The sequence below is a fragment of the Streptomyces dryopteridis genome, assembly GCF_049606955.1.
Classification (GTDB): Bacteria; Actinomycetota; Actinomycetes; order Streptomycetales; family Streptomycetaceae; genus Streptomyces.
In genome coordinates this window covers 4,477,523-4,502,068 of the sequence record NZ_CP187113.1, presented here as the reverse complement: position 1 = coordinate 4,502,068, position 24,546 = coordinate 4,477,523, and the positions used below count along the sequence as shown (strand labels likewise).

The 24,546-nt window shown below is 73.7% G+C and carries 21 protein-coding genes; 15 read left to right on the top strand and 6 right to left on the bottom strand.

The window, feature by feature from the left end; translation table 11 throughout:
- The first annotated feature begins 26 nt into the window (after positions 1–26).
- From ACN20G_RS19265 to ACN20G_RS19235, 7 genes are all read left to right on the top strand, one after another.
- Positions 27–746, top strand: a complete 720-nt coding sequence (locus tag ACN20G_RS19265) for a hypothetical protein (RefSeq protein WP_424214038.1) — start codon at positions 27–29, stop codon at positions 744–746.
- Positions 747–1,173: 427 nt separating this feature from the next.
- Positions 1,174–2,886 (top strand): multicopper oxidase family protein, encoded by a 1,713-nt coding sequence (locus ACN20G_RS19260; RefSeq protein ID WP_424214037.1) that lies wholly within the window; start codon positions 1,174–1,176, stop codon positions 2,884–2,886.
- Positions 2,887–3,037: 151 nt separating this feature from the next.
- The gene (locus ACN20G_RS19255) at positions 3,038–4,366 is read left to right on the top strand and encodes a DUF4352 domain-containing protein (RefSeq protein WP_424214036.1); all 1,329 of its coding nucleotides are present in this window, start codon (positions 3,038–3,040) and stop codon (positions 4,364–4,366) included.
- A 318-nt stretch (positions 4,367–4,684) separates the two neighbouring features.
- The gene (locus tag ACN20G_RS19250; protein ID WP_424214035.1) at positions 4,685–5,686 is read left to right on the top strand and encodes a siderophore ABC transporter substrate-binding protein; all 1,002 of its coding nucleotides are present in this window, start codon (positions 4,685–4,687) and stop codon (positions 5,684–5,686) included.
- 115 nt (positions 5,687–5,801) lie between these two features.
- Positions 5,802–6,776, top strand: a complete 975-nt coding sequence (locus tag ACN20G_RS19245) for an ABC transporter permease (protein WP_424214034.1) — start codon at positions 5,802–5,804, stop codon at positions 6,774–6,776.
- Complete coding sequence (locus ACN20G_RS19240; protein WP_424214033.1) at positions 6,769–7,809, top strand: iron chelate uptake ABC transporter family permease subunit; 1,041 nt, start codon at positions 6,769–6,771, stop codon at positions 7,807–7,809. Before ACN20G_RS19245 ends, ACN20G_RS19240 begins: the two co-directional genes overlap by 8 nt.
- Complete coding sequence (locus ACN20G_RS19235; RefSeq protein WP_424214032.1) at positions 7,806–8,558, top strand: ABC transporter ATP-binding protein; 753 nt, start codon at positions 7,806–7,808, stop codon at positions 8,556–8,558. Before ACN20G_RS19240 ends, ACN20G_RS19235 begins: the two co-directional genes overlap by 4 nt.
- A gap of 40 nt (positions 8,559–8,598) precedes the next feature.
- Here the strand turns inward: ACN20G_RS19235 and ACN20G_RS19230 are convergent, their stop codons facing one another.
- Entirely contained in the window at positions 8,599–9,621 is a 1,023-nt protein-coding gene (locus tag ACN20G_RS19230; RefSeq protein WP_424214031.1) for an endonuclease/exonuclease/phosphatase family protein, read from the bottom strand.
- 392 nt (positions 9,622–10,013) lie between these two features.
- Here ACN20G_RS19230 and panB point away from each other — a divergent pair, with 392 nt between their 5' ends.
- From panB to ACN20G_RS19215, 3 genes are all read left to right on the top strand, one after another.
- Positions 10,014–10,937 carry a 3-methyl-2-oxobutanoate hydroxymethyltransferase gene (panB, locus tag ACN20G_RS19225; RefSeq protein WP_424214030.1) on the top strand — a complete coding sequence of 308 codons (924 nt, stop codon included), beginning with the start codon at positions 10,014–10,016 and terminating at the stop codon, positions 10,935–10,937.
- A 133-nt stretch (positions 10,938–11,070) separates the two neighbouring features.
- Positions 11,071–12,105, top strand: a complete 1,035-nt coding sequence (locus ACN20G_RS19220; protein WP_424214029.1) for an ATP-binding cassette domain-containing protein — start codon at positions 11,071–11,073, stop codon at positions 12,103–12,105.
- A complete protein-coding gene (locus ACN20G_RS19215) occupies positions 12,102–12,965 on the top strand; it encodes an ABC transporter permease (RefSeq protein ID WP_424214028.1) in 864 nt (287 codons plus the stop codon). Before ACN20G_RS19220 ends, ACN20G_RS19215 begins: the two co-directional genes overlap by 4 nt.
- A gap of 87 nt (positions 12,966–13,052) precedes the next feature.
- Here the strand turns inward: ACN20G_RS19215 and ACN20G_RS19210 are convergent, their stop codons facing one another.
- Positions 13,053–16,475: an AfsR/SARP family transcriptional regulator gene (locus tag ACN20G_RS19210; RefSeq protein ID WP_424214027.1), complete on the bottom strand. Its 3,423-nt coding sequence runs from the start codon at positions 16,473–16,475 to the stop codon at positions 13,053–13,055.
- Positions 16,476–16,595: 120 nt separating this feature from the next.
- Here ACN20G_RS19210 and ACN20G_RS19205 point away from each other — a divergent pair, with 120 nt between their 5' ends.
- Positions 16,596–17,402 (top strand): site-2 protease family protein, encoded by an 807-nt coding sequence (locus ACN20G_RS19205; RefSeq protein WP_424214026.1) that lies wholly within the window; start codon positions 16,596–16,598, stop codon positions 17,400–17,402.
- 16 nt (positions 17,403–17,418) lie between these two features.
- On the opposite strand, the gene ACN20G_RS19200 is transcribed toward ACN20G_RS19205, so the two are convergent.
- From ACN20G_RS19200 to ACN20G_RS19190, 3 genes are all read right to left on the bottom strand, one after another.
- Entirely contained in the window at positions 17,419–19,221 is a 1,803-nt protein-coding gene (locus ACN20G_RS19200) for a serine/threonine-protein kinase (protein ID WP_424214025.1), read from the bottom strand.
- A gap of 129 nt (positions 19,222–19,350) precedes the next feature.
- A complete protein-coding gene (locus tag ACN20G_RS19195; RefSeq protein ID WP_424214024.1) occupies positions 19,351–20,085 on the bottom strand; it encodes an SDR family oxidoreductase in 735 nt (244 codons plus the stop codon).
- A gap of 193 nt (positions 20,086–20,278) precedes the next feature.
- On the bottom strand, positions 20,279–20,674 hold the full coding sequence (locus ACN20G_RS19190; RefSeq protein WP_424214023.1) for a hypothetical protein: 396 nt from the start codon (positions 20,672–20,674) through the stop codon (positions 20,279–20,281).
- A gap of 244 nt (positions 20,675–20,918) precedes the next feature.
- On the opposite strand from ACN20G_RS19190, the gene ACN20G_RS19185 reads away from it, so the two are divergent.
- From ACN20G_RS19185 to ACN20G_RS19175, 3 genes are all read left to right on the top strand, one after another.
- A complete protein-coding gene (locus ACN20G_RS19185) occupies positions 20,919–21,746 on the top strand; it encodes a helix-turn-helix domain-containing protein (RefSeq protein WP_424214022.1) in 828 nt (275 codons plus the stop codon).
- Positions 21,743–21,934: a DUF397 domain-containing protein gene (locus ACN20G_RS19180; protein ID WP_424214021.1), complete on the top strand. Its 192-nt coding sequence runs from the start codon at positions 21,743–21,745 to the stop codon at positions 21,932–21,934. The genes ACN20G_RS19185 and ACN20G_RS19180 overlap by 4 nt, the downstream gene beginning before the upstream one ends.
- Before the next feature lie 91 nt (positions 21,935–22,025).
- Positions 22,026–22,220, top strand: coding sequence for a DUF397 domain-containing protein (locus ACN20G_RS19175; protein ID WP_424214020.1), 195 nt, complete (start codon positions 22,026–22,028; stop codon positions 22,218–22,220).
- Between the two features lie 53 nt (positions 22,221–22,273).
- Here ACN20G_RS19175 and ACN20G_RS19170 read toward each other — a convergent pair whose 3' ends face one another.
- On the bottom strand, positions 22,274–22,783 hold the full coding sequence (locus tag ACN20G_RS19170) for a MarR family winged helix-turn-helix transcriptional regulator (protein WP_424214019.1): 510 nt from the start codon (positions 22,781–22,783) through the stop codon (positions 22,274–22,276).
- Positions 22,784–22,985: 202 nt separating this feature from the next.
- Here ACN20G_RS19170 and ACN20G_RS19165 point away from each other — a divergent pair, with 202 nt between their 5' ends.
- Positions 22,986–24,416: an MFS transporter gene (locus ACN20G_RS19165; protein ID WP_424215580.1), complete on the top strand. Its 1,431-nt coding sequence runs from the start codon at positions 22,986–22,988 to the stop codon at positions 24,414–24,416.
- Positions 24,417–24,546: the final 130 nt, after the last annotated feature.

Sequence of the window (24,546 nt, the reverse complement as noted above, 5' to 3'; positions counted from 1 at the left end):
TACCCGAGGGGGGTAGGGTGACCGGCATGACCGCCCTCCCCCCGCGCGTGACGCGACCGCACCGGTGGCACCGGGTGCTCGTGCTCGCCGCGCTGCTGGTGGGGCTCGTCACCATGCACACGCTGGGCCATCCGGAGGACTCGCGTCCGACCGCCGGCCCTTCCGCCGTCCGGGGCGTCGCGCACGCGGTGCCCTCGGTCGGGGAGGCGGACACGACCGCCGCCGGATCCGGGGGCACCGGTTCCGGCGCCCGCGCGCGGGCCGGGGCGGACGTTCACACCGGGACAGACGCGCCCGGACCCGAACACGTTGCCTCACCCCCCGCCCCGCCCGACTTCGGACCGTCCCCCACCGGGCAGTCCGACCCGCCCGCCCGACACCCCGCGGAACGCGCGCCGGGCACGCCGCACGACGCGGCGCCCCTCGCGCACTCCGCGCCCGTGGCCGCCGGCCTGCTCGGGGACGGGGCGCTGTCCGGTTTGCTGCCCGGCGGCGACGACCGGGCCGGCCACGGCTCCGGGCACGGTGCCGGGGGGGCGGGTTCCGGGCTGGATCCGATGTCCGTCTGTCTGGCCGTGCTCGCGGGGCTGATCCCGCTGCTGCTCGGGCCCTCGCGGCACGGGCTGCGCGCGGCCGACGCCGCCGATCCGACCGCCGGCGCGCCCCGGGCCGCGCACCCCTCGCCCGGGCCCGCGCCGCCCGCCGGGCGCGATCTCCTCGACCGTCAGGTCGTGCTGCGCGTATAGGACGCCGCACGCCCGGTCCGGCCGGGCCCGTCTCCCAGGACGCCGCCCCTCCCGCCCGGGCCCGTCGCGCCGCCCGCGCCGACGCCCAGCCCCGCCCCGCCCGTCGCACCGCGCCGTCCGCACGGTCGCGTCCGCGTCCCCGCGCCGTCCCCGTCGGTCCCGCCGACGGCGACGCCCCGGGGCCGGACCCGACCGCCCGCACCCCGCGCGGCCGACGACACCGGGCCGGGCCCGGGGCCGCTCCGCACGGGTCGCGCCACACCGCCGGGGCCCCGCGTCGCCCACCCCGCGACCGCCGCACGCCCGCCCTCCCGCACCCCGTTCGGGGCCGGCCGGGACCGGGCGTGACCGCGTCGCGCCGTGCCGCGCCGTGCCGCGCGCCCCCGCGTCCCCATCCGTCGGCACCGACCTCCACGAGGTGTTTCCCATGCGCGATCAGCGCCCCCGTCACAACCCGCCCGCCGCCCCGCCCCGCCGGGCCCTGCTCGGCGCCGGTCTCGGCCTCGCCGGCGCCGGCCTCCTGGCCGCCTGCTCTCCCGGCTCCTCCCCCGCCGGCGGCCACTCCGGCCACGGCTCCGCGCCTTCCCCCTCCCCCGCCGACCCCCGCGCGGGCGCGAACGCGGGCGCCGGCTGGGTGGATCCGGCCGGACCCGAGGTGCGGGCCGCCGAAGCCGCCCGCAAGGCCGGGCCGGCCGCCCGCGAACTGCGGCTCACGGCGACCCCGACCACGATCGACCTGGGCGCCGGCCGCACCGTGCGCACCTGGGCGTACGGCGACCGGCTGCCGGGCGCCGAGGTCCGGGTGACGGCCGGGTCCACCCTGTCCCTGACCCTCGCCAACCACCTGCCGGCCGCGACCTCCCTGCACTGGCACGGTCTGGCCCTGCGCAACGACATGGACGGGGTGCCGGGGCTGACCCAGCGGGACGTGGCGCCGGGCGCCTCGTTCGCGTACTCCTTCGCGGTGCCGCACCCGGGCACGTATTGGTTCCACCCGCATTCGGGCACCCAGCAGGACCGGGGCCTGTACGCGCCGCTGATCGTGGAGGACCCGCGCGAGCCGCTGTCCTACGACCGCGAGTGGGTGGTGGTCCTGGACGACTGGGTGGACGGGGTGGAGGGTTCCACCCCGGAGTCCGTGCTGGCCGAGCTGCGCGGCGGCATGGGCGGCGACGGCACGGGCGGCGGCGCGGGTGACGGCGGCGGCGGGCACACGGGACACGGCGGTCGCGCGCCGCTGCGGGCCCCGGGCACCGCCCCGGCCCCCGCTCCCTCCCCCGCCCCGTCCCGGTCCGGTCCCTCCCGGATGGCGATGGGCACCCGCAGCGACGTGCTGGGCGCGGACGCGGGCGACGTGGCGTACCCCTTCCACCTGGTGAACGGGCGGGTGCCGGAGGATCCGTCGGTGTTCGAGGCCCGGCCCGGGGACCGGATCCGGCTGCGGATCGTGAACGCGGGCGGGGACACCGCGTACCGGCTGGCGCTGGGCGGGCACGAGTTGACGGTGACGCACTCCGACGGCTTCCCGGTGGTGCCGGTGAAGGCCCGGTCGCTGCTGCTGGGGATGGGCGAGCGGTACGACGTGGTGGTCACGGCCGGGGACGGGGTGTTCCCGTTGACGGCGGTGGCCGAGGGCAAGGGCCGGGCCGGGCTCGCGCTGTTGCGGACGGGTTCGGGCGGCGGCGGGGCGCGGCCGACGGAGGCGACGCGGCCCGCCGAGTTGTCGGGGGCGCCGTGGACGGCGGCGGGGCTGCGGCCGGCGGAGTCGGTGGCCCTGGCCCGGCGGGCCCCGGACCGGACGGTGCGGATCCGGCTGACCGGGGGGATGGCCCGCTACGACTGGGCGTTCGACGGGCAGCCGTACCGGCCGGACCGGCGGCACGGGGTGGTGGCGGGCGAGCGGGTGCGGGTGGAGTTCAACAACTCCACAACGATGTGGCACCCGCTCCACCTGCACGGGCACACCTTCGCGCTGGCCGGCGGGGCGGGCGGGGCGCGCAAGGACACGGCGCCCGTGCTGCCCGGGCAGACCCTCACGGCGGAGTTCGACGCCGACAACCCGGGCCTGTGGATGGTGCATTGTCACAATGTGTACCACGCGGAGGCCGGGATGATGACGGTGCTCGGCTACCGGGCCTGACCCTCCGCCGGCCCCCGGCGGGCCGTTCCCGGGGCCCGGCCGTCTCCCGCTCGGGGGGCGGCCGGGGCCCGAAGGCCCGAGCGGAACGGGTCGCGCTCATGACAGGGTTGGCCTACGAGCAGAGCGACACCCGGCCCCGCGAGGATCCTGCATGAGCACTCCCCCCAACCCGAACGCCGCCCCCATACCCGAGGGCGGCGGTGAGAGCCGCGCGCCGCGCCCGGAGTCGGAGCGCACGGAGCTGCCCCGGACGGAGCTGCCGCCGCGCACGGACCTGACCAAGCGGCCCGCCGCGTCGGACGCGCCGCCGGCGACCACGCTCGACCTGCCGGCCCTGTCCCCGGACTCGGCCCCGGAGCCCGGCCCGGCTCCCTCGGCGTTCCCGGCCGGCCCGGTGTCCGCGCCGACGCCGACCGTGGTCTCGCCCTCGCCGTTCGCCCCGCCGAGCGGTCCGCCGACCGCCGCCGGCCCGGCCCCGGCCGGGTTCGGCGCCCCCGCCGCGCCCGGTGCGCAGGCCCCCGCCGGGTTCGGCGCGCCGACCGGTCCGGGCGCCCCGGGCGGGTACGCGTACCCGGGTCAGGCCCCCGGTCAGGCCCCGGCCGGCGGCCCGTACGGCGGTCCCCCGCCCGGCGGTCCGGGCTTCCCGGGTGCCCCGGGGGCCCCGTGGGGCGGTCCGCCGCCCGCCGGCACGCCGTTCGCGTACCCGCCGATGGCGCAGCCGCCGAAGTCGAACGGTCTCGCGCTCGCCGCGCTGATCGTCGGCATCATCGGCCTGCTGCTCGCGCTGACCCCGTTCGTGTTCATGATCGGCGCGGTGCTGGCGCTGGTGGCGCTCGGGCTGGGCATCGCGGCGATCGTGCAGGCCGGCAAGGGCGCCCCGCGCAAGGCCATGGCCATCGTGGGCACCGTCCTCGGCGGGGTCGGCCTCGTCGGCACCATCGGCGGCATGCTGCTGACGGGCCTGGTCGTGGGCACCTCCGACAAGTGGAGCGTCGGCCAGACCGAGCGGTCCGACGTGTACGGCGACGGCTCCGAGGACGGCTCGACCGACGAGTACGGGGACGATTCGGAATCGGACTCGGCGGAGGTGACCGCGCTCAAGATCGGCGAGGCCATGTCCTACGACAACGGCGTCTCGGTGACGCTCTCCGACCTCAAGCGGTTCGAGACGGAGCGCAACCCGTACGACAAGAACCCGCCGGAGGACACGGTGCGCGTCACCGTGGTCGTCAAGAACGACTCGAAGACCGCCGTGAAGCTGGACTCGGCCCTGGCGCAGGCCCGGGACGACAAGGGCGAGGAGGCCCCGCGCTTCTACTACGACCCGGACGCCCCGTTCAAGGGGACGCTGCTGCCCGGGAAGTCGGCGACCGCGACGTACTGCTTCGGCGTGAAGAAGAGCGCGACCTCGCTCCAGATCGAGCTGACCCCGGAGATCGTGGAGTACGAGGACGGCATCTGGGACGGTCCGATCGGCTGACCCGACCCCGGGTCCGCACCGGACACCCGCACCACCACCGCACCACCACCGGAGGGCCGGCGCCCACAGCGCCGGCCCTCCGGCGTTCCCGCCCGCGCGCACGCCCCGGACGCCCGACACCCCGTCACCGCGCGCCCGCGCGAAACTCGTTCGGGACCTCCGGCCCGACCTGCGGGGTCCTTCGTCGCGTGATCGCCGGAGCGGCTTCGACAACCGAAAAGCGAAGGTTAGGCTCACCTAAGTGCAGAGCGGATGGGCGGCTTCCGGCCCGCCCCCGCGCACCCCTCCCCTCCCCTTCGCGAAAGGTGCGATCCCCCCATGCGCGTGCGCAAGACGGTCCTCGGTACGGCGGCGGCCCTGAGCCTGGTGCTCACCCTCGGCGCCTGCGGCGGCAAGGACGGCGGCGCGAAGGCGGCCGACGGGGAGAAGAACGGGGACAAGGCGGCCTCCGCGTCGACCGTGTCGGTGGACACCAAGAACGGCAAGGTCGAGGTCCCCCTCAAGCCCGTGAAGGTGGCCGCCCTGGACAACACCTCCTTCGCCACCCTGAGGGCCTTCGGGATCACCCCCGTCGTGGCGCCCAAGCCGCTGCTGCCGAAGAAGGGCTACGAGGACTGGGCCGGGGACAAGAAGATCGCCGACGCGGGCAGCCACCGCGAGCCCCTGTTCGAGGCCATCAACGAGGCGCAGCCCGACCTCATCATCGGCGGCTACCGCTTCGGCGAGCACACCGAGAAGCTCTCCAAGATCGCCAAGACCATCGACATCGCCCCCTCCGACGACTCCGAGGGCGGCTACGTCGAGGGGCTGAAGAAGCAGACCACCGCCCTCGGCGTCATCTTCGGCCAGGAGGCGAAGGCCAAGGAGCTGGTCACGGCCCTCGACGGCGCCTCCGACAAGGCGGCCAAGGCGACCAAGGGCGAGAGCGTGTTCCTCGCCGTCGCCAGCGCCGGGAAGGTGGACAACGGGGCGAGCCGGATCGGGCGCCTGCTGGCCCCGCTGAACCTGAAGAACGTCCTCGACGGCGGCAAGGACAGCAACTCCGTGCACAACAACTCGGGCCTGGCGCCCGAGACCATCGCCCAGCTGAACCCGGACTGGATGATCCTGATGGACCGTGACGCGGCCACCGCCAAGGACGGCCAGGAGATCACCCCGGCGAAGAAGGTCGTGGAGAGCCAGGAGGCGTGGGCGAAGACCACGTTCAAGACGAAGGACCAGATCGTCTACCTGGACCCCGACTTCTACGTGACCGAGGGCATCCAGGCGTACACCGACGCGTTCGACGCCGTGCACGGCGCCTTCACGAAGTCCGCCTGAGCCCCCGCACCACCCCCGACCGCCCCGCCCCGGCCGAGCCACCGCTCGCCGGGGCACCGGCGCCTCCCCGACCGGCGCCCCGCCCCCACCGCACCCGAACGATCGAAGCGACCCCATGCGCCGCCCGCCCCCCGCGGCAGCCCTGGCCCTGGCCGGCCTCGGCACCGCCGCACTCGTCGTCACCAGCCTCTTCGTCGGCGGCTACGACATCTCCCTGCGCGCCCTCATCGACGATCCCGACGCGCTGGAGATGTTCCTCATCTCGCGCGTCCCCCGCACCCTCGCCCTCGTCCTGGCCGCCGCCGCGATGGGGGTGTCCGGCGTCATCATGCAGATGCTGGTGCAGAACCGGTTCGTCGAGCCGACCACCACCGGCACCGCCGAATGGGCCGCCCTCGGCGTGCTCGTGCTGGCCCTGTTCTTCCCGGCCGCCGGCGTCATGCAGCGCATGGTCGCCGCGAGCGTGTTCGCGTTCCTCGGCACCCTGGTCTTCCTCGGCGTGCTGCGCCGGATCAGGCTTCGCTCCTCGATCGTCGTGCCCCTGGTGGGCATCATGCTCGGCGCGATCGTCTCCTCCGTCACCCTCTACCTCGCCGCCGGCGCCGACCTGCTCCAGATGCTGAGCACCTGGCGCTCGGGCGGCTTCAGTTCGGTGGTGCGCGGGCACTACGAGCCGCTGTGGATCGTGGCCGTCGTCGTCCTCGTGCTGTACCTGGCCGCCGACCGGTTCACGATCGCGGGCCTCGGCAAGGAGGTGGCCACCAACCTCGGGCTGCGGCACGAGCGGGTGGTCCTGGTCGGCGTCACGATGGTGGCCCTGGCCACCGGGGTCACCACCACCGTGGTCGGGTTCATCCCCTTCCTGGGCCTGGTGATCCCCAACCTGGTGTCCCTGGCCCGGGGCGACGACGTGCGCGCGAACCTGCCGTGGGTGGTGTGCGGATCGGTGGCCCTGATGACGGTCTGCGACCTGATCGGCCGCGTGGTGATCGCCCCGCTGGAGATCCCGTCCACCGTCATCCTCGGCGCCGTCGGGGCGACCGTGTTCGTCGCGATGCTGCTGCGGCAGCGGAGGACCCTCCATGGCTGAGACCGCCGAGACCACCGAGATCACCAAGACCGCTCCCCCCGCCCCGACCCCGACCGCGGCCCGGCGCCGGCCGCGGCTCGGCGACCTCGCCCCGCACCTGCGGGTGTGGCTGCTCGCGGCGCTGCTGGTGCCGGCGGTCGCCGCGTTCCTGTTCGCCTTCGTGCGCGGCTCCTTCGAGTTCGCCTTCGAGCGGCGGGCGACGATGCTCGGGGCGATGGTGGTGGCCGCGTTCTGCCAGTCCGTGGGCACCGTGCTGTTCCAGACGGTGACGCAGAACCGGCTGCTGACCCCGTCCATCATGGGCTTCGAGTCCGTGTACACCCTCATGCAGACGCTGACGGTGTTCCTGTTCGGCGGCGCGACCCTCGCGGCCACCGACGGGCTGCCCAAGCTGGTCGTGCAGACCCTCCTCATGGTCGGGTTCTCGACCCTGCTGTTCCGGTGGCTGTTCGGCGGCCGGCTCGGCTCCCTGCACGTGCTGCTGCTGGTCGGCGTCTCCCTCGGCCTGGCCTTCTCCAGCCTCTCCACCTTCCTCCAGCGCCTCCTGTCCCCCTCCCAGTACGACGTGCTCTCCGCCCGCCTGTACGGCCGGCTGGGCACCGCCGACGCCGGGCACCTGCCGCTCGCGCTCGCCGTGTGCGCGGTGATCGGGTTCCTGGTGTGGCGGCGCCGGCGCCGGCTGGACGTGCTGCTGCTGGGGCGGGACGCGGCCACCGGGCTCGGCATCGCGCACAAGCGGGAGCTGACCCAGGCGCTGATCATGATCTCGGTGCTGCTGGCCCTGTCCACGGCGCTGGTCGGCCCGATGACCTTCTTCGGGTTCGTCGTGACCGTCGTCGCCCACCAGCTCGCGGGTACCCACCGGCACGCGATCGTGCTGCCGATGGCCTTCGTGCTGGGCCTGTTGACCCTGGTGTCGGGCCAGTTCGCGATGGAGCACGTCTTCTACGCGTCCGGGATGTTGACCGTCGTCATCGAGTTCCTCGGCGGGGCCGTGTTCCTCGCCTGTCTGCTCCGAAAGGGCACCCTGTGATCACCTTCCGCGACATCACCAAGTCCTACCAGGGCAAGACGGTGCTCGGGCCGGTCTCGGGCGAGATCGCGGCCGGCGGGGTGACCTCGCTGGTCGGGCCCAACGGGGCGGGCAAATCGACCCTGTTGACCATCCTGGGCCGGATCGCGGAGCCGACCACCGGCACCGTCACCGTCGGCGGCCTCGACGTGCACAAGGCGAAGTCGCAGGACGTGGCGAAGGTGCTGTCGGTGCTGCGGCAGGAGAACCACTTCACCGCGCGCGTCACCGTCGCCGAACTCGTGGCCTTCGGCCGCTTCCCGCACAACCAGGGCCGGCACACCGCCGCCGACCGGCGGATCGTGGACGAGGCCCTGGAGTTCCTCGACCTCGGGGCGCTGCGCGACCGGCACCTGGACCAACTCTCCGGCGGGCAGCGGCAGCGGGCCTACGTGGCGATGGTGCTGGCGCAGGACACCGAGTACATCCTGCTGGACGAGCCGCTGAACAACCTCGACATGAAGCACTCGGTGCGGATGCTCGCGCAGTTGCGGCGGGCCGCCGACGAACTGGGGCGGACGGTGGTCCTCATCGTCCACGACATCAACTTCGCGGCGGCCTGGTCGGACCGGATCGTGGCCCTGCGCGACGGCCGGATCGTGGCCTCGGAACCGGCCCGGGACCTGATGCGCGACGAACTGCTGACGGAGATCTTCGACACCGAGGTCCGCGTGCACGAACTGGAGGGCCGCCCGGTGGCCGTCTACTGACCGGCCCCGGCGGCCCCGACCCCCCGGCGGCCCCGTCGGCTCAGACGGTGACGCGGGCGGCGACCGGCAGGTGGTCGGAGCCGGTGCGCGGCAGGGTCCAGGACGCCTCGGGCTTGATCCCGCGGACCATGATCTGGTCGATCCGGGCCATCGGGAACTGGGCGGGCCAGGAGAAGCCGAAGCCGTCGCCGGCCGCGCCCTGGGTGGAGCGCATCTGCGAGGTGACCTCGGAGAGCGAGCGGTCGTTCATGGTGCCGTTGAGGTCGCCGAGGAGGACGACCTTCTTGAGGGGTTCGGCGGCGAGGGCCTGGCCGAGGGCGTCGGCGCTGTTGTCGCGCTGGTTGGCGGTGAACCCGGCGTTCAGCTTGACCCGCACGGAGGGCAGGTGGGCCACGTAGACGGCGACCTGGCCGCGCGGGGTCTCGACGGTGGCGCGCATGGCGCGGGTCCAGCCCATCTTGATGTCCACGGGACGGTCGGCGGAGAGCGGGTACTTGCTCCACACGCCGACCGTGCCCTGCACGGCGTGGTACTTGTACGTGTCCTTGAGCGCCTTCTCGTAGGTGGGGACGGCGCTGCCCTTGAGTTCGGTCAGGGCCAGCACGTCGGCGCCGGAGCGGGCGACGGAGGCGGCGGTGCCGCTCGGGTCGGGGTTGTCGGCGTCCACGTTGTGGGTGGCGACGGTGAGGTTGCCGCCGGTGCCCGACTTGTCGGTCCACAGGGAGCCGAAGAGGTTCAGCCAGACCGCGGAGAGCAGCAGCGTCGCGATCAGCGCCGTGGCCGACTTCCGCCACACGGCGCCGACCAGCAGCAGCGGCACGGCCAGCCCGAACCAGGGCAGGAAGGTCTCGGTGAGGCTGCCGAGGTTGCCGATGTCGTTGGGCAGGCTCGCGTGGAAGATCATCACGAGGGCCACGAGGACCGCGAGGGCGGCGAGCACCAGCCCCCGGCGCCAGATGCCCGGATCCCTGCGCAGGGCCGCCCAACGGCGCCCGAAGCCGGATCCCGAGGGCTCCTGCTCGGAGCCGCCGTTCCCCGACTCCGTCACATACGCCTGTGCCATGCCCGTACCCTCACTGCCGTGCCTCGCGCTCCGTCCGCGACTCTGACCCTAGGCGATGACGGAAGCCTTCCGTGCCGGCCTGGAACGGCCGTACGACCGCTTTGACGATCAGAGCAGCGCCGCGGGTTCCTGATGTCACGAAACGCGCACATTCGGCCGGGCGCGTCGCGTCCGGGGCTCGCACAGCGGTCCGGTCGGGAGTCTCAGGACCCGGACCTCCGGCCCCACCGCGGGCCGGTTCGGCCTCGCCGGCCGGGAGGTTCCCGGGCCGTTCGCGGATCGTTCCCGGGCCGTTGCCGACCCCTTCCCCGTCCCGCGCGCGGGATGCCACCATGGAGGGGAGTCCGTGGACGCCGTCAGGGCGCCGCGAGATGACACGAGGAGCAGTTCCGATGACGCACGCCGTCTCGCCTTCGGGCGACGCGGGCGCGAGTGGCACCGCCGTGCCCGCGCCCGTACCCGCATCCGCCGCAGCACCCGCGCCGCAGGCCGGCCCCACCCTCTACGGGGGCAAGGCGAACCGCCGCGTGACCGTCCGCGACCTGGCCCTGGCCAAGGAGCGCGGCGAGAAGTGGCCGATGCTCACCGCCTACGACGCGATGACCGCGTCCGTCTTCGACGAGTCGGGCATCCCGGTGATCCTGGTCGGGGACTCGATGGGCAACTGTCACCTGGGCTACGAGAGCACCGTCCCGGTCACGATGGACGAGATGACCCTGCTGTCGGCGGCCGTCGTGCGCGGCACCCGGCGGGCCCTGGTCGTCGGCGACCTGCCGTTCGGCTCCTACCAGGAGGGCCCGACGCAGGCGCTGCGCAGCGCGACCCGGCTGGTGAAGGAGGCCGGGGTCGGCGCGGTGAAGCTGGAGGGCGGGGAGCGTTCGCTGGCGCAGACCGAGCTGATCGTGTCGGCCGGCATCCCGGTCATGTCGCACCTGGGCCTGACCCCGCAGTCCGTGAACGCCATGGGCTACCGGGTGCAGGGCCGCGGGGACGAGGCGGCGCACCGGCTGCTGCGGGACGCGAAGGCCGCACAGGACGCGGGCGCGTTCGCGGTGGTGCTGGAGCTGGTCCCGGCCGAGCTGGCGGCCGAGGTGACCCGGTCCCTGCACATCCCGACCGTGGGCATCGGCGCGGGCGCGGACTGTGACGCGCAGGTGCTGGTGTGGACGGACATGATGGGGCTGACGGACGGCAAGCTGCCCCGGTTCGTGAAGCAGTACGCGAACCTGCGGCGCACGATGGGCGACGCGGCCCGCGCCTTCGCCCAGGACGTGGTCGGCGGTTCCTTCCCGCAGGAGGAGCACGCCTTCCACTGACCCCCGCCCGCGTGACGTCCGACAGCCGCCGACAGGTCCCGACAGCTCGCCGACACATCGCCGACACCGCTGCCGATGGTTCTGTCGGTCGGCTGTCGGCGCGTTGTCGGTGGTCGCTGCTTTCCTGTGGGACATGACGCGAAACGACAACACCCCCCGCAGCGGCGGCAACGCCGTGGAGGTCCGGGGACTGGTCAAGCACTTCGGCGAGACCAAGGCCCTGGACGGCGTGGACCTCGACGTGCGCGAGGGCACCGTGCTCGGTGTCCTCGGGCCGAACGGCGCCGGCAAGACCACCCTGGTCCGCTGCCTGTCCACCCTCCTCGTCCCCGACGCCGGCACCGCCTTCGTCGCCGGTTACGACGTGGTCCGCCAGCCCCGGCAACTGCGCCGCACCATCGGCCTCACCGGCCAGTACGCCTCCGTGGACGAGAAGCTCTCCGGCCGCGAGAACCTGTACATGATCGGCCGCCTGCTGGACCTGCCGCGCAAGGAGGCCCGGGCCCGGGCCGACGAGCTGCTGGAACGGTTCTCCCTGACCGACGCCGCCAAGAAGGCGGCCATGCACTACTCCGGCGGCATGCGCCGCCGCCTCGACCTCGCGGCCTCCATGATCGGCCGCCCCGCCGTCCTCTACCTGGACGAGCCCACCACCGGCCTCGACCCCCGCACCCGCAACGAGGTGTGGGACGAGGTGCAGCGAATGGTCGCCGAGGGCGCCACCGTGCTCCTCACCACCCAGTACATGGAGGAGGCGGAGCAGCTCGCGAGCGAGCTCACCGTCATCGACAAGGGCAAGGTCATCGCCCGGGGCGGCGTGAACGAGCTGAAGGCCCGCGTCGGCGGCCGCACCCTGCGGATCGTGCCCGCCGACACCGCCGCCCTGCCCGCGATGGCCCGCGCTCTCGCCGAGTCCGGCCTCGACGGGCTCGCCGGCAGCCAGGCCGTGCCCGACGAGGGCGCCCTGCTCGTGCCGATCCTCTCCGACGAGCAGCTCACGGCCGTCGTCGGCCTGCTGGCCGCGCGCGGCTTCGGCATCGCCGACCTCGGCACCTACCTGCCGAGCCTGGACGAGGTCTTCCTCGCCATCACCGGCCAGAAGGCCGACGCCTCCCCCGCCACCACCCCGACCGACGAGGTCCTGTCCCCCGAGGAGGTCGCGGCATGAGCACCGTCACCACCGCCGGCGCGCCCACGAGCGCCCCGTCCCCGTCCGCCCCGACCCCCGCGGCCGGGCGGCCCGCGCCCGCCGAGGGCCGGCTGGGCCTGCGCGCCCACCTGCGGCACATCGGGGCCCTGGCCCGCCGCAACGTGCTCCAGATCAAGCAGGATCCGGAGTCGATGTTCGACGTCCTGTTCATGCCGATCGTCTTCACGCTGCTGTTCGTGTTCGTGTTCGGCGGCGCCATCGCCGGCGACCGCGACACCTACGTGAACTACCTGATCCCCGGCCTGATGGCCATGATGGGCATGAACATCGCGATGGCGGTGGGCAGCGGCGTCCACGACGACTTCAAGAAGGGCGTCATGGACCGCTTCCGGTCCATGCCCATCGCCCGCTCCTCCGTCCTCATCGCGAAGATCGTCGTCGAGGTCGGCCGGATGATCGTGGCCATCACGATCCTGCTCGTCATGGGCCTCATCCTGGGCATGTCGGTGCCCGGCGGCTTCCTGCACCTGCTGGCGGCCGTGGGCCTGTCCCTGCTGTTCGGCGCCTCCCTGATGTGGATCTTCATCCTGCTGGGTCTGACGGTGAAGACCGCCCAGGCCGTGCAGGGCATGGCGATGCTCGTGCTGATGCCGCTCCAGTTCGGCAGCTCGATCTTCGCGCCCACCACCACCATGCCGGGCTGGCTCCAGTCGTTCACCGACGTCAACCCGCTGTCCAACCTCGCCGACGCCGCCCGCAACCTGATGAACGGCACCGGCCCGATCGCCCACCCCGTCCTGATCACCCTGGTCTGGACCGTCGCGATCACCGTGGTCACGGCCCCGCTGGCCGTGCGCAAGTTCCGCAACAAGACCTGACCCGCGGACACCCCGAGGCGGATCGGGCCCGAGCCCGCCTCACGCCGCGCGACGGATCGCGTCCCGGCCGCGGCGGGTGCCCGGGGGTCAGACGAGGGCGGTGGCCTCTCCCACGGAGAGGTCGCCGCCCTCGGCGTGCGCCCGCTCCCATTCCTCGGGCGCCAACAGGGCCCGCGTCCGTTCCTCCGCCTCCGCCACGCTCGCCCGCTCGGTGAACACCGGATGGTGCCCGGCCGGCAACCGCGCCCGGTAGGCGCCCAGCAGCCGCACCGCGTCCAGCGCCGGCTCCTTCTCTCCCGTCTCGGCGGCCACCCCCGACAGGGCCACGGCGCCCGTCGCGAAGTACGTCGCCGTCATCTGCGGCGCGATCAGCAGGGCCAGCGGATCGGCCGCCGCGGCCAGCGCCCCCCGCAGACTCACCCGGGCCCGCGCCCAGTCCCGTTCCAGGTTGTCCAACCAGGCCACCACCCCCAGCAGGAAGCCCTCGAACACGGCGTACGCGCCGGACGCGAACTCCTCCCGCAACAGCGCGATCTGGGCCCTGGCCTCCGGCAACCGGCCGGTGCGGCCGTAGCGGGTGGCCAGGAACATGCGGGCGGCGGGCAGGGCCTCGTTGCCGAACTCCCCGGGCCCGGACAGCACCTCGGTGAGCAGGTCCTCGGCGGTGTCCCCCTCGTCGAGTTCGCCGAGCACCCCCGCCATCCGCACCTTCAACACCGTGACCTGGGCGCTGGCCCCCAGGCTCGTCGCGTGCCGGACCGCCTCCCGGTAGTCGGCGACGGCCGCCGTCCAGTCCCCGGCCCGCTCACGGGCCTCGGCCCGCGCGGACAGCGCCTCGGCGCACCCCCAGTCGTCGCCGAGCCGGCGGTGGATGGCCAGGCTCTCCTCGGCGTCCCGCGTGGCGTCCCCGGCCCACTCGACCCGGTTGGCGAGCACGTTGGCCCGCATCTGGAGGGCCGTGGCCAGCTCCCAGTCGAAGCCCAGCTCGCGGGCGGTCTCCACGGTCGCGTCCAGGGTCCGCGCCAACAGCTCCGGATCCCCGTTGATCATCACCGCGTAGATCCACAGGGTGCCGGGGGTGCGGCAGGTCTGCGGCAGACCGGGCCGGTAGGAGGCGAGGATCCCGTCCACGACCGCCTGCGTCTCGGGCGTCTGCCACTCCTCGCTGCGGTCGTCGCGGGAGGCCAACTGCAACAGCCGGATCCCGCGCCGGGCCTCGGTGAGCAGCTCCCCGGCGTAGGGCGGGGTCACGTCGAGCACCCGGTCCAGGACGGGTTCGGCGGGCACGACGGGCGCGGCGAAGGGGTCCGGGCCGAGTTCGGCGATCGCGTCGGCCCAGTGCCGGGTCTCGCCCCGCAGGTCGTGCATCCCCCAGTACCAGATCAGGCCGTGCACGAGGCACAGGGCCTCGCTCTCGTCGCGGGCCGCGACGGCCCGGCGCAGCGCGGAGCGGATGTTCTCGTACTCGGTGCCCAACAGGGCGGCGCCCGCCCGTTGTTCCCGCCCGCGCAGCCGCGGTTCGACGGCCCGCACCAGCTCCCGGAAGTGCACGAGGTGCCGGCGTTCGGCCGCGGCCCGGTCCCCGGGGACCTCGTCCAGGCGGGCCGCCGCGTACTCGGACACCGTCTCCAGCAGCCGGTAGCGCATCGCGGACCCGGCCGGGGCGTGCGGATCGGGTTCGGCGATCACGAGGGACTTGTCCACGAGCTGCCCCAGCACGTCGGCCGCGAACAGCGGCTCGCCGTCGGCGCCGGGACCGGCGGGCGCGTCGGGGTCGGCGCACACGGCCTCGGCGGCCGTCAGGTCGCAGCCGCCCGCGAACACCGACAGCCGGCGCAGCACCGTCCGTTCCTCGGCGTCGAGCAGGTCCCAGGACCAGTCCACGACGGCCCGCAGGGTCTGCTGCCGGGGCAGCACGGTGCGGGCGCCGCCGGTCAGGAGCCTGAAGCGGTCGTCGAGGCGGTCGGCGATCTGGCGCGGGGTCAGCATCCGCAGCCGGGCGGCGGCCAGCTCGATCGCCAGCGGCATCCCGTCCAGCCGGCGACAGATCTCGGCGGCGGCCCCCGGATCGGCCGTCACGTCGAACCCGGGCCGCACCGCCCGCCCCCGGTCCGCGAGCAGCCGCAGGGCCGCCGGGTCCGGCAGCGGATCCAGGGGGCGCAGCAGCTCGCCGGGCACCCCCAGCGGCTCACGGCTGGTGGCGAGGATCCGCACGCCGGGGCAGCGGGCGAGGAGGTGGTCGGCGAGCCGGGCGGCGGCGGCCACGACGTGCTCGCAGTTGTCGAGGAGGATCAGCATCCGGCGGCGCGCGCAGTGCTCGGCGAGTCGGGTCAGCGGATCGTCCCCGGTCCGGTCGGTGAGCTGCCGCAGCTCCTCGGCGGCGGCCCCGCGCAGCCGGGTCTCGCGCGCGCCGAGCGCGGCGAGGGCGGCCTCGGGCACGTCCTCCGGGTCGTCCACGGGCGCCAGCTCGACCATCCACACCCCGTCCGGCCAGGCCCCGGCCCCGCCGTGCGCCTCGGCCGCCTCCTGCGACAGCCGGGTCTTCCCGGCCCCACCGGGCCCGAGCAGGGTCACGAGCCGGGAGCGCGCGAGGTCCGCGCCGAGCACGGCGATGTCCTCGTCCCGCCCGACGAAGGTCGTCAACCGGGCCCGCAGGTTCCCGGGCACCGGCGCCGGCAACTCGGGAGCCGGCACGAGCCCCCCGGGCGCGGGCGCGGCATCGTCGGCGGGAGCGGGCACGGGGGTGGGGGTTGGGGCGATGGCGGGGACAGGGCCGGGGACGGGGGCGGCGGGCCCGGGGTCGAGGAGTTCGCGGTGCAGGGCCCGCAGCGCCGGCCCCGGATCGGCGCCGAGCCGGTCGGCCAGCCCGCGCCGCACCTCCTCGTACGCGGCCAGCGCCTCCGCCGGCCGGCCCGCGTCCCGCAACGCCCGGATCCGCAAGCCCTGCGCCGGCTCGTCCAGCGGATGCCCCGCGCACAGCTCGTCCAGCTCGGGCAGCAGGGCCTCGGCCCGCCCGCCGAGGTCGAGGGCGGCGGCGAGGCGGGTGCGGACGGTCTCGCGACGCAGCGTGGCCCACCGTCCCGGCTCGCCGGGCGCCTGGTCGGCGGGCTCGCGCCACAGGGCGAGGGCCCGCCCGGCGAGACCTTCGGCGGCGGCCGGATCGGCGGGCACGGCGGTCAGGGCGCGGGCCGCCTCCCGGGCGAGCCGGTCGAAGAGGTACAGGTCCACGGCGTCCCGCGCGGCCACCAGCCGGTACCCGCCGGCGTCGGAGGCCACCCGTTCCCGCCCCAGTGCCCGCCGCAACCGGCCCACGAGGGCCTGGAGGGCGGCGGGGGCGTCGGCGGGCGGGGCGTCCTCCCACACCTCGTCGATCAGGGTGTCGTGCGGCACGGCCCGACCCGGGCGCAGCGCCAGGGCCGTCAGCAGCGCGCGCAGGCGGGCACCGCCGAGCGGGACCGGCTCGTCGGTGTCGCGGATGGCCTGAACACTGCCGATAATCACGTAACGCACCGGCCCATTGTGCGTGGTCCGCCCGGTGAACGCGGCCCGATATCGGCGCGGGGACGGGTTCGGGGCCGTCCGAATCCTTCTGGCGGGGGCGAACGGCCCGCCGGCGGGTATCTTGCGCGCATGACGAGTCAGGTGGGGCGCGCGGAGCGTCGGATCAGTCCCGTGTTCCTCGGGATCGTGGCGGTGATGGCCGTCACCGGGTGGGCGGTGTGGACGGACTACGCGGAGAGCATCGGGCTCGCGGTGTTCCTGTTCGTGACCTCGGCGTGGATCGTGTCGCTGTGCCTGCACGAGTACGCGCACGCCCGGACCGCCCTGCACAGCGGCGACCTGTCGGTGGGGGCGCGCGGCTACCTGACCCTGAACCCGCTGAAGTACACGCACGCCCTGCTCAGCATCGTGCTGCCGGTGCTGTTCGTGATCCTCGGCGGGCTGGGCCTGCCCGGCGGCGCGGTGTACATCGACCGGGGCGCGATCCGGGGCCGGTGGCGGCACAGCCTGATCTCGGCGGCGGGCCCGCTGACGAACGTGGCGTTCGCGGTCGTGTGCACGGCCCCGTTCTGGCTGGACGCGCTCGACGGGGTGCCCACCGCGTTCGTGTTCGCCCTCGGGTTCCTGGCCCTGCTCCAGGTGTCGGCGGCGCTGCTGAACTTCCTGCCGGTGCCGGGCCTGGACGGGTACGGGGTGATCGAGCCCTGGCTGTCGGCGCGCGTGCGCCGCGAGGTGGCCCCGCTGGCCCCGTTCGGCCTGCTGCTGGTGTTCGCGCTGCTGTGGATCCCGACGGTCAACGTGTGGTTCTTCGACCTCGTGCGCACCCTGCTGTCCCTGCTGGGCGTGGACGACGCCACCACGTACTGCGGCCGCGACCTCTACAGCTTCTGGCGGGACACGGACGGCATCTGCCGACAGTTCCTCGACAATCGCTGACGGGAGCGCTCGGGCGTCAGGTCTTGGGTGCCGCGCACAGGTAGGTGCCGGGGAATCGGTTCGGCCCGGTGACGGAGCCGGGCTCCTGGGACACCCAGATCACACTGGCCCCGATCACGCAGGTGGCGGACGTGAAGTTCGCGACGTAGGTCGGATCCGTCCGCACCTCGTACTCGGCCGCCGCCGCCCAACAGGGCACCGTCACCCACGCGTGCCCGTCGGAGGTCGCCGCCTCGCCGGGCCGCGCCTCCTGTCGGACGTCCGCGTAGAGACAGTCGCCGGTCCTCGCCGACGCGACCGAATCGTTCAGGTAGTGGCTCGCCCAGCCGGAGAAGCCCTCGGAGTTCACGTAGTTCAGGACGACCAGGATCAGGGCGATGACGAGGATCCCGACCACCACATTGCCGGCTTCGGAACTTGAGGGGGCCGGTGACGGTGGCACGGGAGGCTTGGGCCGCTGGGACGACGACATGGGCGGTCGCACGCCCACGTCGACCTTGTCCTTGCCGGCCTTGCCGGCGGTGTCCGGCTTGGGACGCGGGGGCCGGGGCGGGGTCCCGCTCCCGGTCAGGCGCAGGGCGCCGTCCTCGTTGCGCACCGTGACCGACAGGACCTTGCCGGGCTTCGGGCGCAACATGCGCGGGACCGTGGCCAACCCGGGGGCCGACACCCGCAGGGTGCGGGCGGAGAAGGGTTCGAGGGCGTACCCGAGGGTCCTGCCGGTGGGTATGTCCCCGAGTTCGTCCACCCCGAGCACGGCCCGGATCGACACCCCGGCCAGGTTGGTGATCCGGAGCGCCACCCGCTCCGATTCCCCCGCGTCCCCGGACGGCGGCTCGGGCGGCGCCTCGGGGGCCGACGATCCGGGCGGTGGCGATCCGGGCTCCGCCGATCCGGGCGGCGGCGGCACGGGGGGTGGCGGCACGGGGGGCTCGACCGGCCCGACGTCCCGCGTCCGCGTGTACTCGTCCCCGGGCGGGCCCTCCGGTGGCGCGCCGACCATGGCGGACGCGAGCAGGGCCAGCGCCTGGTCGACCGTGAGCCGGCTCGCCGCCCCCTTCCGGAGCAGCCCCGTGATCAGCGGCCGCAGCGGGCCCGCGTGCTCCATGGGCGGGTACGGCTCGTACCGGACGGCGTGGGCGGAGGCCAGGTCGGAGGGCCGGAGGAAGGGCGAGCGACCCTCCACCGCCTCGTAGAGGGTCACGCCCAGGGAGAACATGTCGCCGGCCGGGCCGGCGGGCAGGCCGGCGGCGCGTTCCGGGGAGAGGTAGGGCGCGGAGCCGATGACGACCCCGGTCGAGGTCAGGCCGGTGCCGGTGGTGGGCGCGGAGATGCCGAAGTCGGCGAGGAGGACCCGGCCGGTCGCGTCGATCATGACGTTCGCGGGTTTCACGTCGCGGTGCACGATGTCCTGCGCGTGCGCGGCCCGCAGCGCCTCCAGCAGCGACACCGCGAGCGTCGCGACCTCCGAAACCGGCAACGCGCCTCCCTTCAAACGCTGTTGGAGGGTGCCTCCGGAGACGAACTGCATGACGATCCAGGGCACGCCGTCCTCGACGACCACGTCGTGCACCGTGACGATGTGCGGGTGATCGCGCAGCCGGACGGCGTTCAACGCCTCCACTTCGGCCCGCCGCACCGCCACCGCCCGCTGGGCCTCCGACAGCGGACCCTGAAACCACAACTCCTTGACCGCGACCTGCACGTGGAGCCGGTCGTCCGACGCCCGCCAGACCCGGCCCATGCCGCCCGAGGCGACGATGTCGATCAACCCGTAGCGACCGCCGATCACGTCACCGGGCCGTGCCCCCTGTGTCACACCATGCCCCCGCTCGGTGCTCGCGTGCCGCACAGTGTAGGACGCGACGCCCCCACGAGACCCACCCGAACAAGCCATCCCCGCCCACCCCTTGGCCTTCGGGGAGCGCTTCGGGCCCGGCGCGAGGGTCTACTCGGGCAGGGTGTACGCGTGCGGGATTCCGCCGTTGACCGGGACGACCGAGGCCGTGACGTACCCCGAGTCGTCACTGGCCAGGTAGGCCACCGTGCCCGCGATCTCCCGTACGGTCGCGAAGCGTCCGGTCGGGATGTGGGTGAACCGTCGCGCCGCCCCGTCCGGACCCAACGTCTCGAACATGGCCCGGGACTCCGCCGTCTCCACGGGGCCCAGCGCGAGGGCGTTCACCCGGACCCCCTGCCGGGCCAGATGGACGCCCAGGTCCCGGGACAGTTGCGTCACGGCGGCCTTGGCCGCGGAGAACGCCATCTGCGCGGTCGCGGCCCCCATCCCGGCGAGGAAGGACCCGGTGTTGATCACCGATCCGCCGCCCGAGCCCTCGCCGGCGAGCATCGCCGGGATCCCGTACTTGCAGGCCAACACCACCGGGGTGAGGTTGTCGCGGAAGACCCGGTCCCAGATCTGCGCGGAGCCGGCGAACAGTGAACGGTCCTCGCGGTGGAGGGGGCCGGCGTTGTTGTGGAGCACGTCGATCCGCCCGTACTCGGCGGTGATCGCGGCGAACACCTCCCGCACCTGGTCCTCGGAGGTGAGGTCGGCGGCGAAGACGGGGAAACCGGTGACCGGCTCGGCCCGATCGATCCCGACGACGACACCGTCCTCCGCCGCGAGCCGCACGGCGACCGCCTCCGCGATCTCCCCACCACACCCGGCGATCACACACACCCTGCCAGCCAACCGCCCGACCCGCCCAGCCTCACCACTGCCCACGATCACCCCTCCTCAGCCCGTTCCCCCACTTCCCGACATCCCCCGAACCATCCCACCACCCTCCCTCTCGTCTGGTCAGCGACGACACGGCCGTCAAGGGGACCCCGGGCCCGCGGCGAGCCGGGCGCCACGCGGGCCCACCCCGACCTCAGGTCGCGGCCCCACCCCCGGCCCCGGACGCACGCAGGCCGGCGTCCTCGGCCCGGCGGACGAGCTCGGGGTCACAGGAGCCGCAGGCGCACGGCGCCGCGACGGCCCGCACCGGCGGCGGGCCCTGGCGGGGGTCGGAGGGGTGCACGACGGTCGGGCCCCAGGTCCGTCCGGAGTCCCGCGAGACGCGGATGGTCATCGCCACGGTCGGCTGCTCGGCGTGCGCCGCGTCCAGGTGCCGCCGCAGCAGCACGCGCGCGTCGGTCACGGCGGAGTGGTCGAAGCCCCGCGCCGCCACCACCCGCCGCGCCTCGAACCCGGCACACTCCCCACACCCCACGACCGGCCTCGGCGCCGGCAGAGCCGGGCTGTCGAACTCCTCTTCGTCCCGCATTCGCACACCTCGCATTTCTTTTCGACGACCGAGCCGAACAAAGCCGAATACCGCAGGTCACAACTCACCTGAGAATTCGCCGTGTTCGGCGCTCACGTCCACAAGGCTCCTCCTCTGCGGACACCTGCGCCAACGTTTCGATTCCCGACCGGTGACCTGGTCGCGGCGGCATATGCCGTTCGGTGTGAACTGGGAAATACGGCGGAATGCTCGATGCGACCAGAAGCCCGGGAGGGAGCCCCGCGTGGCAGAAGAGCCGGACACCCAAGCAGCCGACCCACGCCGACAATTCGGCGAGGAACTCCGCAGCGCCCGCGAGTTGTGGAACCCCCACCCACTCACCCAGACCGCCCTGGGCCGGCACATCGGCACCTCGAAGTCCACGATCAGCCGCATCGAGAGCGGCGCGGGCTCGATCCCCGCCGGCATACCCGCGATCCTCGACCAGTTCTTCGGCACCGACGGGCTGTTCAAGCGACTGGCGGACGAGATCGCCGACCAAGGCGTTCCCGTTCTGTATCGCCGCCGCATGGCCTTGGAACGGGAAGCGATCGAGATCTGCGAATGGTCCCCGACGGTGGTCCCGGGCCTGCTACAGACGCCCGAGTACGCACGTGCCGTCTTTCGCGGCGGGCTGCCACGGTGCACGGAGGCGGAGGTTGCGGTGTCCCTGGCCTCGCGCCTGATCCGACAGAACCGGCTGTCCGGTGCCAGGCCGCCGAGCCTTAGGGTGATCTTGTGCGAGTCGGTCGTCGAGCGGGAGATCGGCCCCCCTGAAGTGATGCGCGAGCAGTTGCACGCACTGTTGCGACACAGCGAGAGCCCCACAATCCGAATCCAGGTGCTGTCCAAGCGGGCCAAGGCTCACCGCCTGCTGGAGTGGCCCGTCACCTTGCTGCGGTCTCCTGCGCACGTGACTTCGGTGTGCGTCGAGACGTACCGTACGGCTGGGATCATCACCGACCCCGAGCACGTACGGAACGCCGCATCCGCCTTCGACGACCTCACTGCGGAGGCACTGCCAACACGTGACAGCGCGGACCTGATCAGAAAGCACTTGGAGAGCCTGTGAAGCCTCGCCCCATCCAGTGGATCAAGTCGACCCACAGCGGCCCCGACGGGGGTAACTGCATCGAGGTGGCGAGGACTTGCACAGCAGTCCACGTACGTGACACCAAGGACCACGCCAAGGGCAGTCTGCGCGTGACCCCCGCCGCGTGGGACGCGTTCGTCTCGGGCGCCAAGGCTCACGCGGCCTGAGCCCTCACGCGCCCCGACGGCCCTCTTCCCTGACGGGAAGGGGGCCGTCATCGTGTGTGCGACGTCTCGGCACGGCACCCCGGAGGACTCGATGGACACTTCCCCCGCCACGACCTGGATCAAGTCGGCCCACAGTGGCCCCGAAGGGGGCAACTGCGTCGAGGTGGCGAAGGCCGACGCCGCCGTGCTCGTGCGCGACACCAAGGATCACGCCAAGGGCAGTCTGCGCGTGACCCCCGCCGCCTGGGGCGCGTTCGTTGCCGGGGCTCGGGTGGACGGCGGCTGAGGCCCGGCGCGCCCCCGACAGCGTCCCCTCCCACCCGCCGGGACGGAGGCTCGTCAGGGGGTCGGGGTGGTGGGCGGTGGGGGCGGGCCGGCCGTTTTGAGGTGGGTGTCCAGGGTGGCGTTGAGGTCGGTCATGAGCGCTTCGAAGCGGTCGAGGAGTTCGGTCGAGTAGGGGGACATCGCCGCGTCGAGGCGGTCGGCGATCGGGTCGAAGAACTCCTCCGCGCGGGCGCTGATGTGCGCGCCGCCGCGCAGGGTGACCACGCGGCGGTCGGTGTGTTCGCGGGCCCGGGTGATGTGTCCGGCCGCTTCGAGGCGGTTCAGGAGCGCGGTGGTGGCGCCGGTGGAGAGCGAGATGCGTTCGCTGAGCCGGGCGGGTGACAGCGGCGTGCCGCGTTCCTCGGCGGCGGTGATCTGGAGCAGTGCCACCGCGTCGGTGGAGTGCAGGCCGAGCCACGCGGCGAAGCGGCGACCGAGTTCGGTGTAGTGCGCGCCGTAGATCCGCAGCGCCTCCGTCAGCCGCTCGCGTTGCTCCGCGACGTCGTCGCGCCTGGCTTCTTCCACCGGACTCTCCGCCCTCGTCGTGCGCCGCGTGATCACGCCGGCGCTTCCGGTTGACAACCTACCTCCACCAATTTACCTTCACCATGGAATTACTTCACCATGGAGGTATCTGCTCGTGTCCGCCCCTGCCCCCACCTCCGACGCCCCCGGCGCCGGCGCCCCCGCCGCGCCCTACCGATGGCGGTGGCTGATCCTGGCGGTCATGATCACGGCCGAGATCATGGACCTCCTGGACGCCTCGATCGTCAACGTCGCGGGCCCCGACCTGGAGCGATCCCTCGGTTCCGGGCCCGTCGGCCTGCAATGGGTGATCGGCGGCTACGCCCTCACCCTCGGCGCCGGGCTGGTCCTCGGCGGACGACTCGGCGACCGCTACGGCCGGCGCCGCATGTTCCTGATCGGCCTCGCCGCGTTCACCGCGAGCTCCCTCCTGTGCGCGCTCGCGCCGAACATCGGGTCGCTGATCGCCTTCCGCCTCCTCCAGGGCACCGCCGGGGCCATGCTGCTGCCGCAGGGCCTGGGCCTGCTGCGGGAGAACTTCTCCGGACCCGAGCTCACCAAGGTGTTCGCGATCTTCGGCCCGGTCCTCGGGCTGGGCGGCATCATCGGGCCGGTGCTCGGCGGCTTCCTCATCGAGGGCGACTTCTTCGGCCTCGGCTGGCGCTCGGTGTTCCTGATCAACCTGCCCATCGGCATCGCCGCGCTGATCATCGCCGCGAAGTTCGTGCCGGCGAAGGACGGCGATCGCACGGTGCGGGTCGACGTGACCGGCGCGGCCCTGGTCATCGCGTCGTGCGCCCTGCTCGTGCTGCCGCTGAACCAGGGGCAGGAGGACGGGTGGCCGCTGTGGACGTGGCTGAGCATGGCCGCGTCGGTGATCGGCTTCGCCCTGTTCGCCGTCCAACAGCGTCGCGCCTCCGCCGCCGGCCGGGAACCCCTCGTCACCCCGGCCCTGCTCCGCAAGCCCGCCTTCACCGTCGGGCTCGGCGGGATCGCCCTGTTCTTCGGTGGGCTCATCGGCACCCAGCTCGTGCTGACCCTCTACCTCCAGATCGGCCGGCAGTTCACCGCCGGCGAGGCCGGCCTCGGCAACCTGCCGCTCGCCGTGGGCACCGCGATCGGCGGCGCGGTCAGCGGCGCGTTCCTCGCCAACCGGATCGGACGCGGCGTGCTCCAGGTCGGGCCGCTCGTGCAGCTCGCCGGCGCGGCCCTGCTGTGGTTCGAACTCGACGGACTCGACGCCTCGGCCTTTTCCATCTGGGACATCGTGCCGGGCACCGTCGTGGCCGGTGTCGGCGCGGGTCTGGTGATCGCGGCCCTGTTCAGCTTCATCCTGGCCGCCGTCGACGACCACGAGATCGGCTCCGCGTCCGGCGTCCTGACGGCGGTGCAGGCGGTCGGCGGGTCCATCGGCGTGGCCGTCTTCGGGTCGGTCTTCTTCGACCGGGCCAAGACGGGCGACTTCACCGCCGGGTTCCACCACGCGCTGATCGCGCAGGCGTGCCTGCTCGTCGCGTTCTTCGCGATCACCTTCCTCCTCCCCCGCGAGGCCCGCCCGGAGGAGGAGCAGCACGGCATCACCCCCGCGACCGGGACGGGGACCGGGGCGGACGGGGAGCGTGTCACCCTCTGACGCCGGCCGGGCCGCGCACGGGACGGGGTAGGACGGAACGGACACACCGAAGCACGGACGCCCGCACACGCACGGGCGGGCGGGCGGGCGGGCGAGCGACACGGCACAGCACGGCATACCGGCACACCGG

What these genes read in the sequence shown, in the direction of transcription:
- ACN20G_RS19265 (WP_424214038.1), top strand. Translation starts at nt 27, where the DNA reads ATGACCGCCCTCCCCCCGCGCGTGACGCGACCGCACCGGTGGCACCGG.
- ACN20G_RS19260 (WP_424214037.1), top strand. Translation starts at nt 1,174, where the DNA reads ATGCGCGATCAGCGCCCCCGTCACAACCCGCCCGCCGCCCCGCCCCGC.
- ACN20G_RS19255 (WP_424214036.1), top strand. Translation starts at nt 3,038, where the DNA reads ATGAGCACTCCCCCCAACCCGAACGCCGCCCCCATACCCGAGGGCGGC.
- ACN20G_RS19250 (WP_424214035.1), top strand. Translation starts at nt 4,685, where the DNA reads ATGCGCGTGCGCAAGACGGTCCTCGGTACGGCGGCGGCCCTGAGCCTG.
- ACN20G_RS19245 (WP_424214034.1), top strand. Translation starts at nt 5,802, where the DNA reads ATGCGCCGCCCGCCCCCCGCGGCAGCCCTGGCCCTGGCCGGCCTCGGC.
- ACN20G_RS19240 (WP_424214033.1), top strand. Translation starts at nt 6,769, where the DNA reads ATGGCTGAGACCGCCGAGACCACCGAGATCACCAAGACCGCTCCCCCC.
- ACN20G_RS19230 (WP_424214031.1), bottom strand. Translation starts at nt 9,621, where the DNA reads ATGGCACAGGCGTATGTGACGGAGTCGGGGAACGGCGGCTCCGAGCAG.
- panB (WP_424214030.1), top strand. Translation starts at nt 10,014, where the DNA reads ATGACGCACGCCGTCTCGCCTTCGGGCGACGCGGGCGCGAGTGGCACC.
- ACN20G_RS19220 (WP_424214029.1), top strand. Translation starts at nt 11,071, where the DNA reads ATGACGCGAAACGACAACACCCCCCGCAGCGGCGGCAACGCCGTGGAG.
- ACN20G_RS19215 (WP_424214028.1), top strand. Translation starts at nt 12,102, where the DNA reads ATGAGCACCGTCACCACCGCCGGCGCGCCCACGAGCGCCCCGTCCCCG.
- ACN20G_RS19205 (WP_424214026.1), top strand. Translation starts at nt 16,596, where the DNA reads ATGACGAGTCAGGTGGGGCGCGCGGAGCGTCGGATCAGTCCCGTGTTC.
- ACN20G_RS19190 (WP_424214023.1), bottom strand. Translation starts at nt 20,674, where the DNA reads ATGCGGGACGAAGAGGAGTTCGACAGCCCGGCTCTGCCGGCGCCGAGG.
- ACN20G_RS19175 (WP_424214020.1), top strand. Translation starts at nt 22,026, where the DNA reads ATGGACACTTCCCCCGCCACGACCTGGATCAAGTCGGCCCACAGTGGC.
- ACN20G_RS19165 (WP_424215580.1), top strand. Translation starts at nt 22,986, where the DNA reads ATGATCACGGCCGAGATCATGGACCTCCTGGACGCCTCGATCGTCAAC.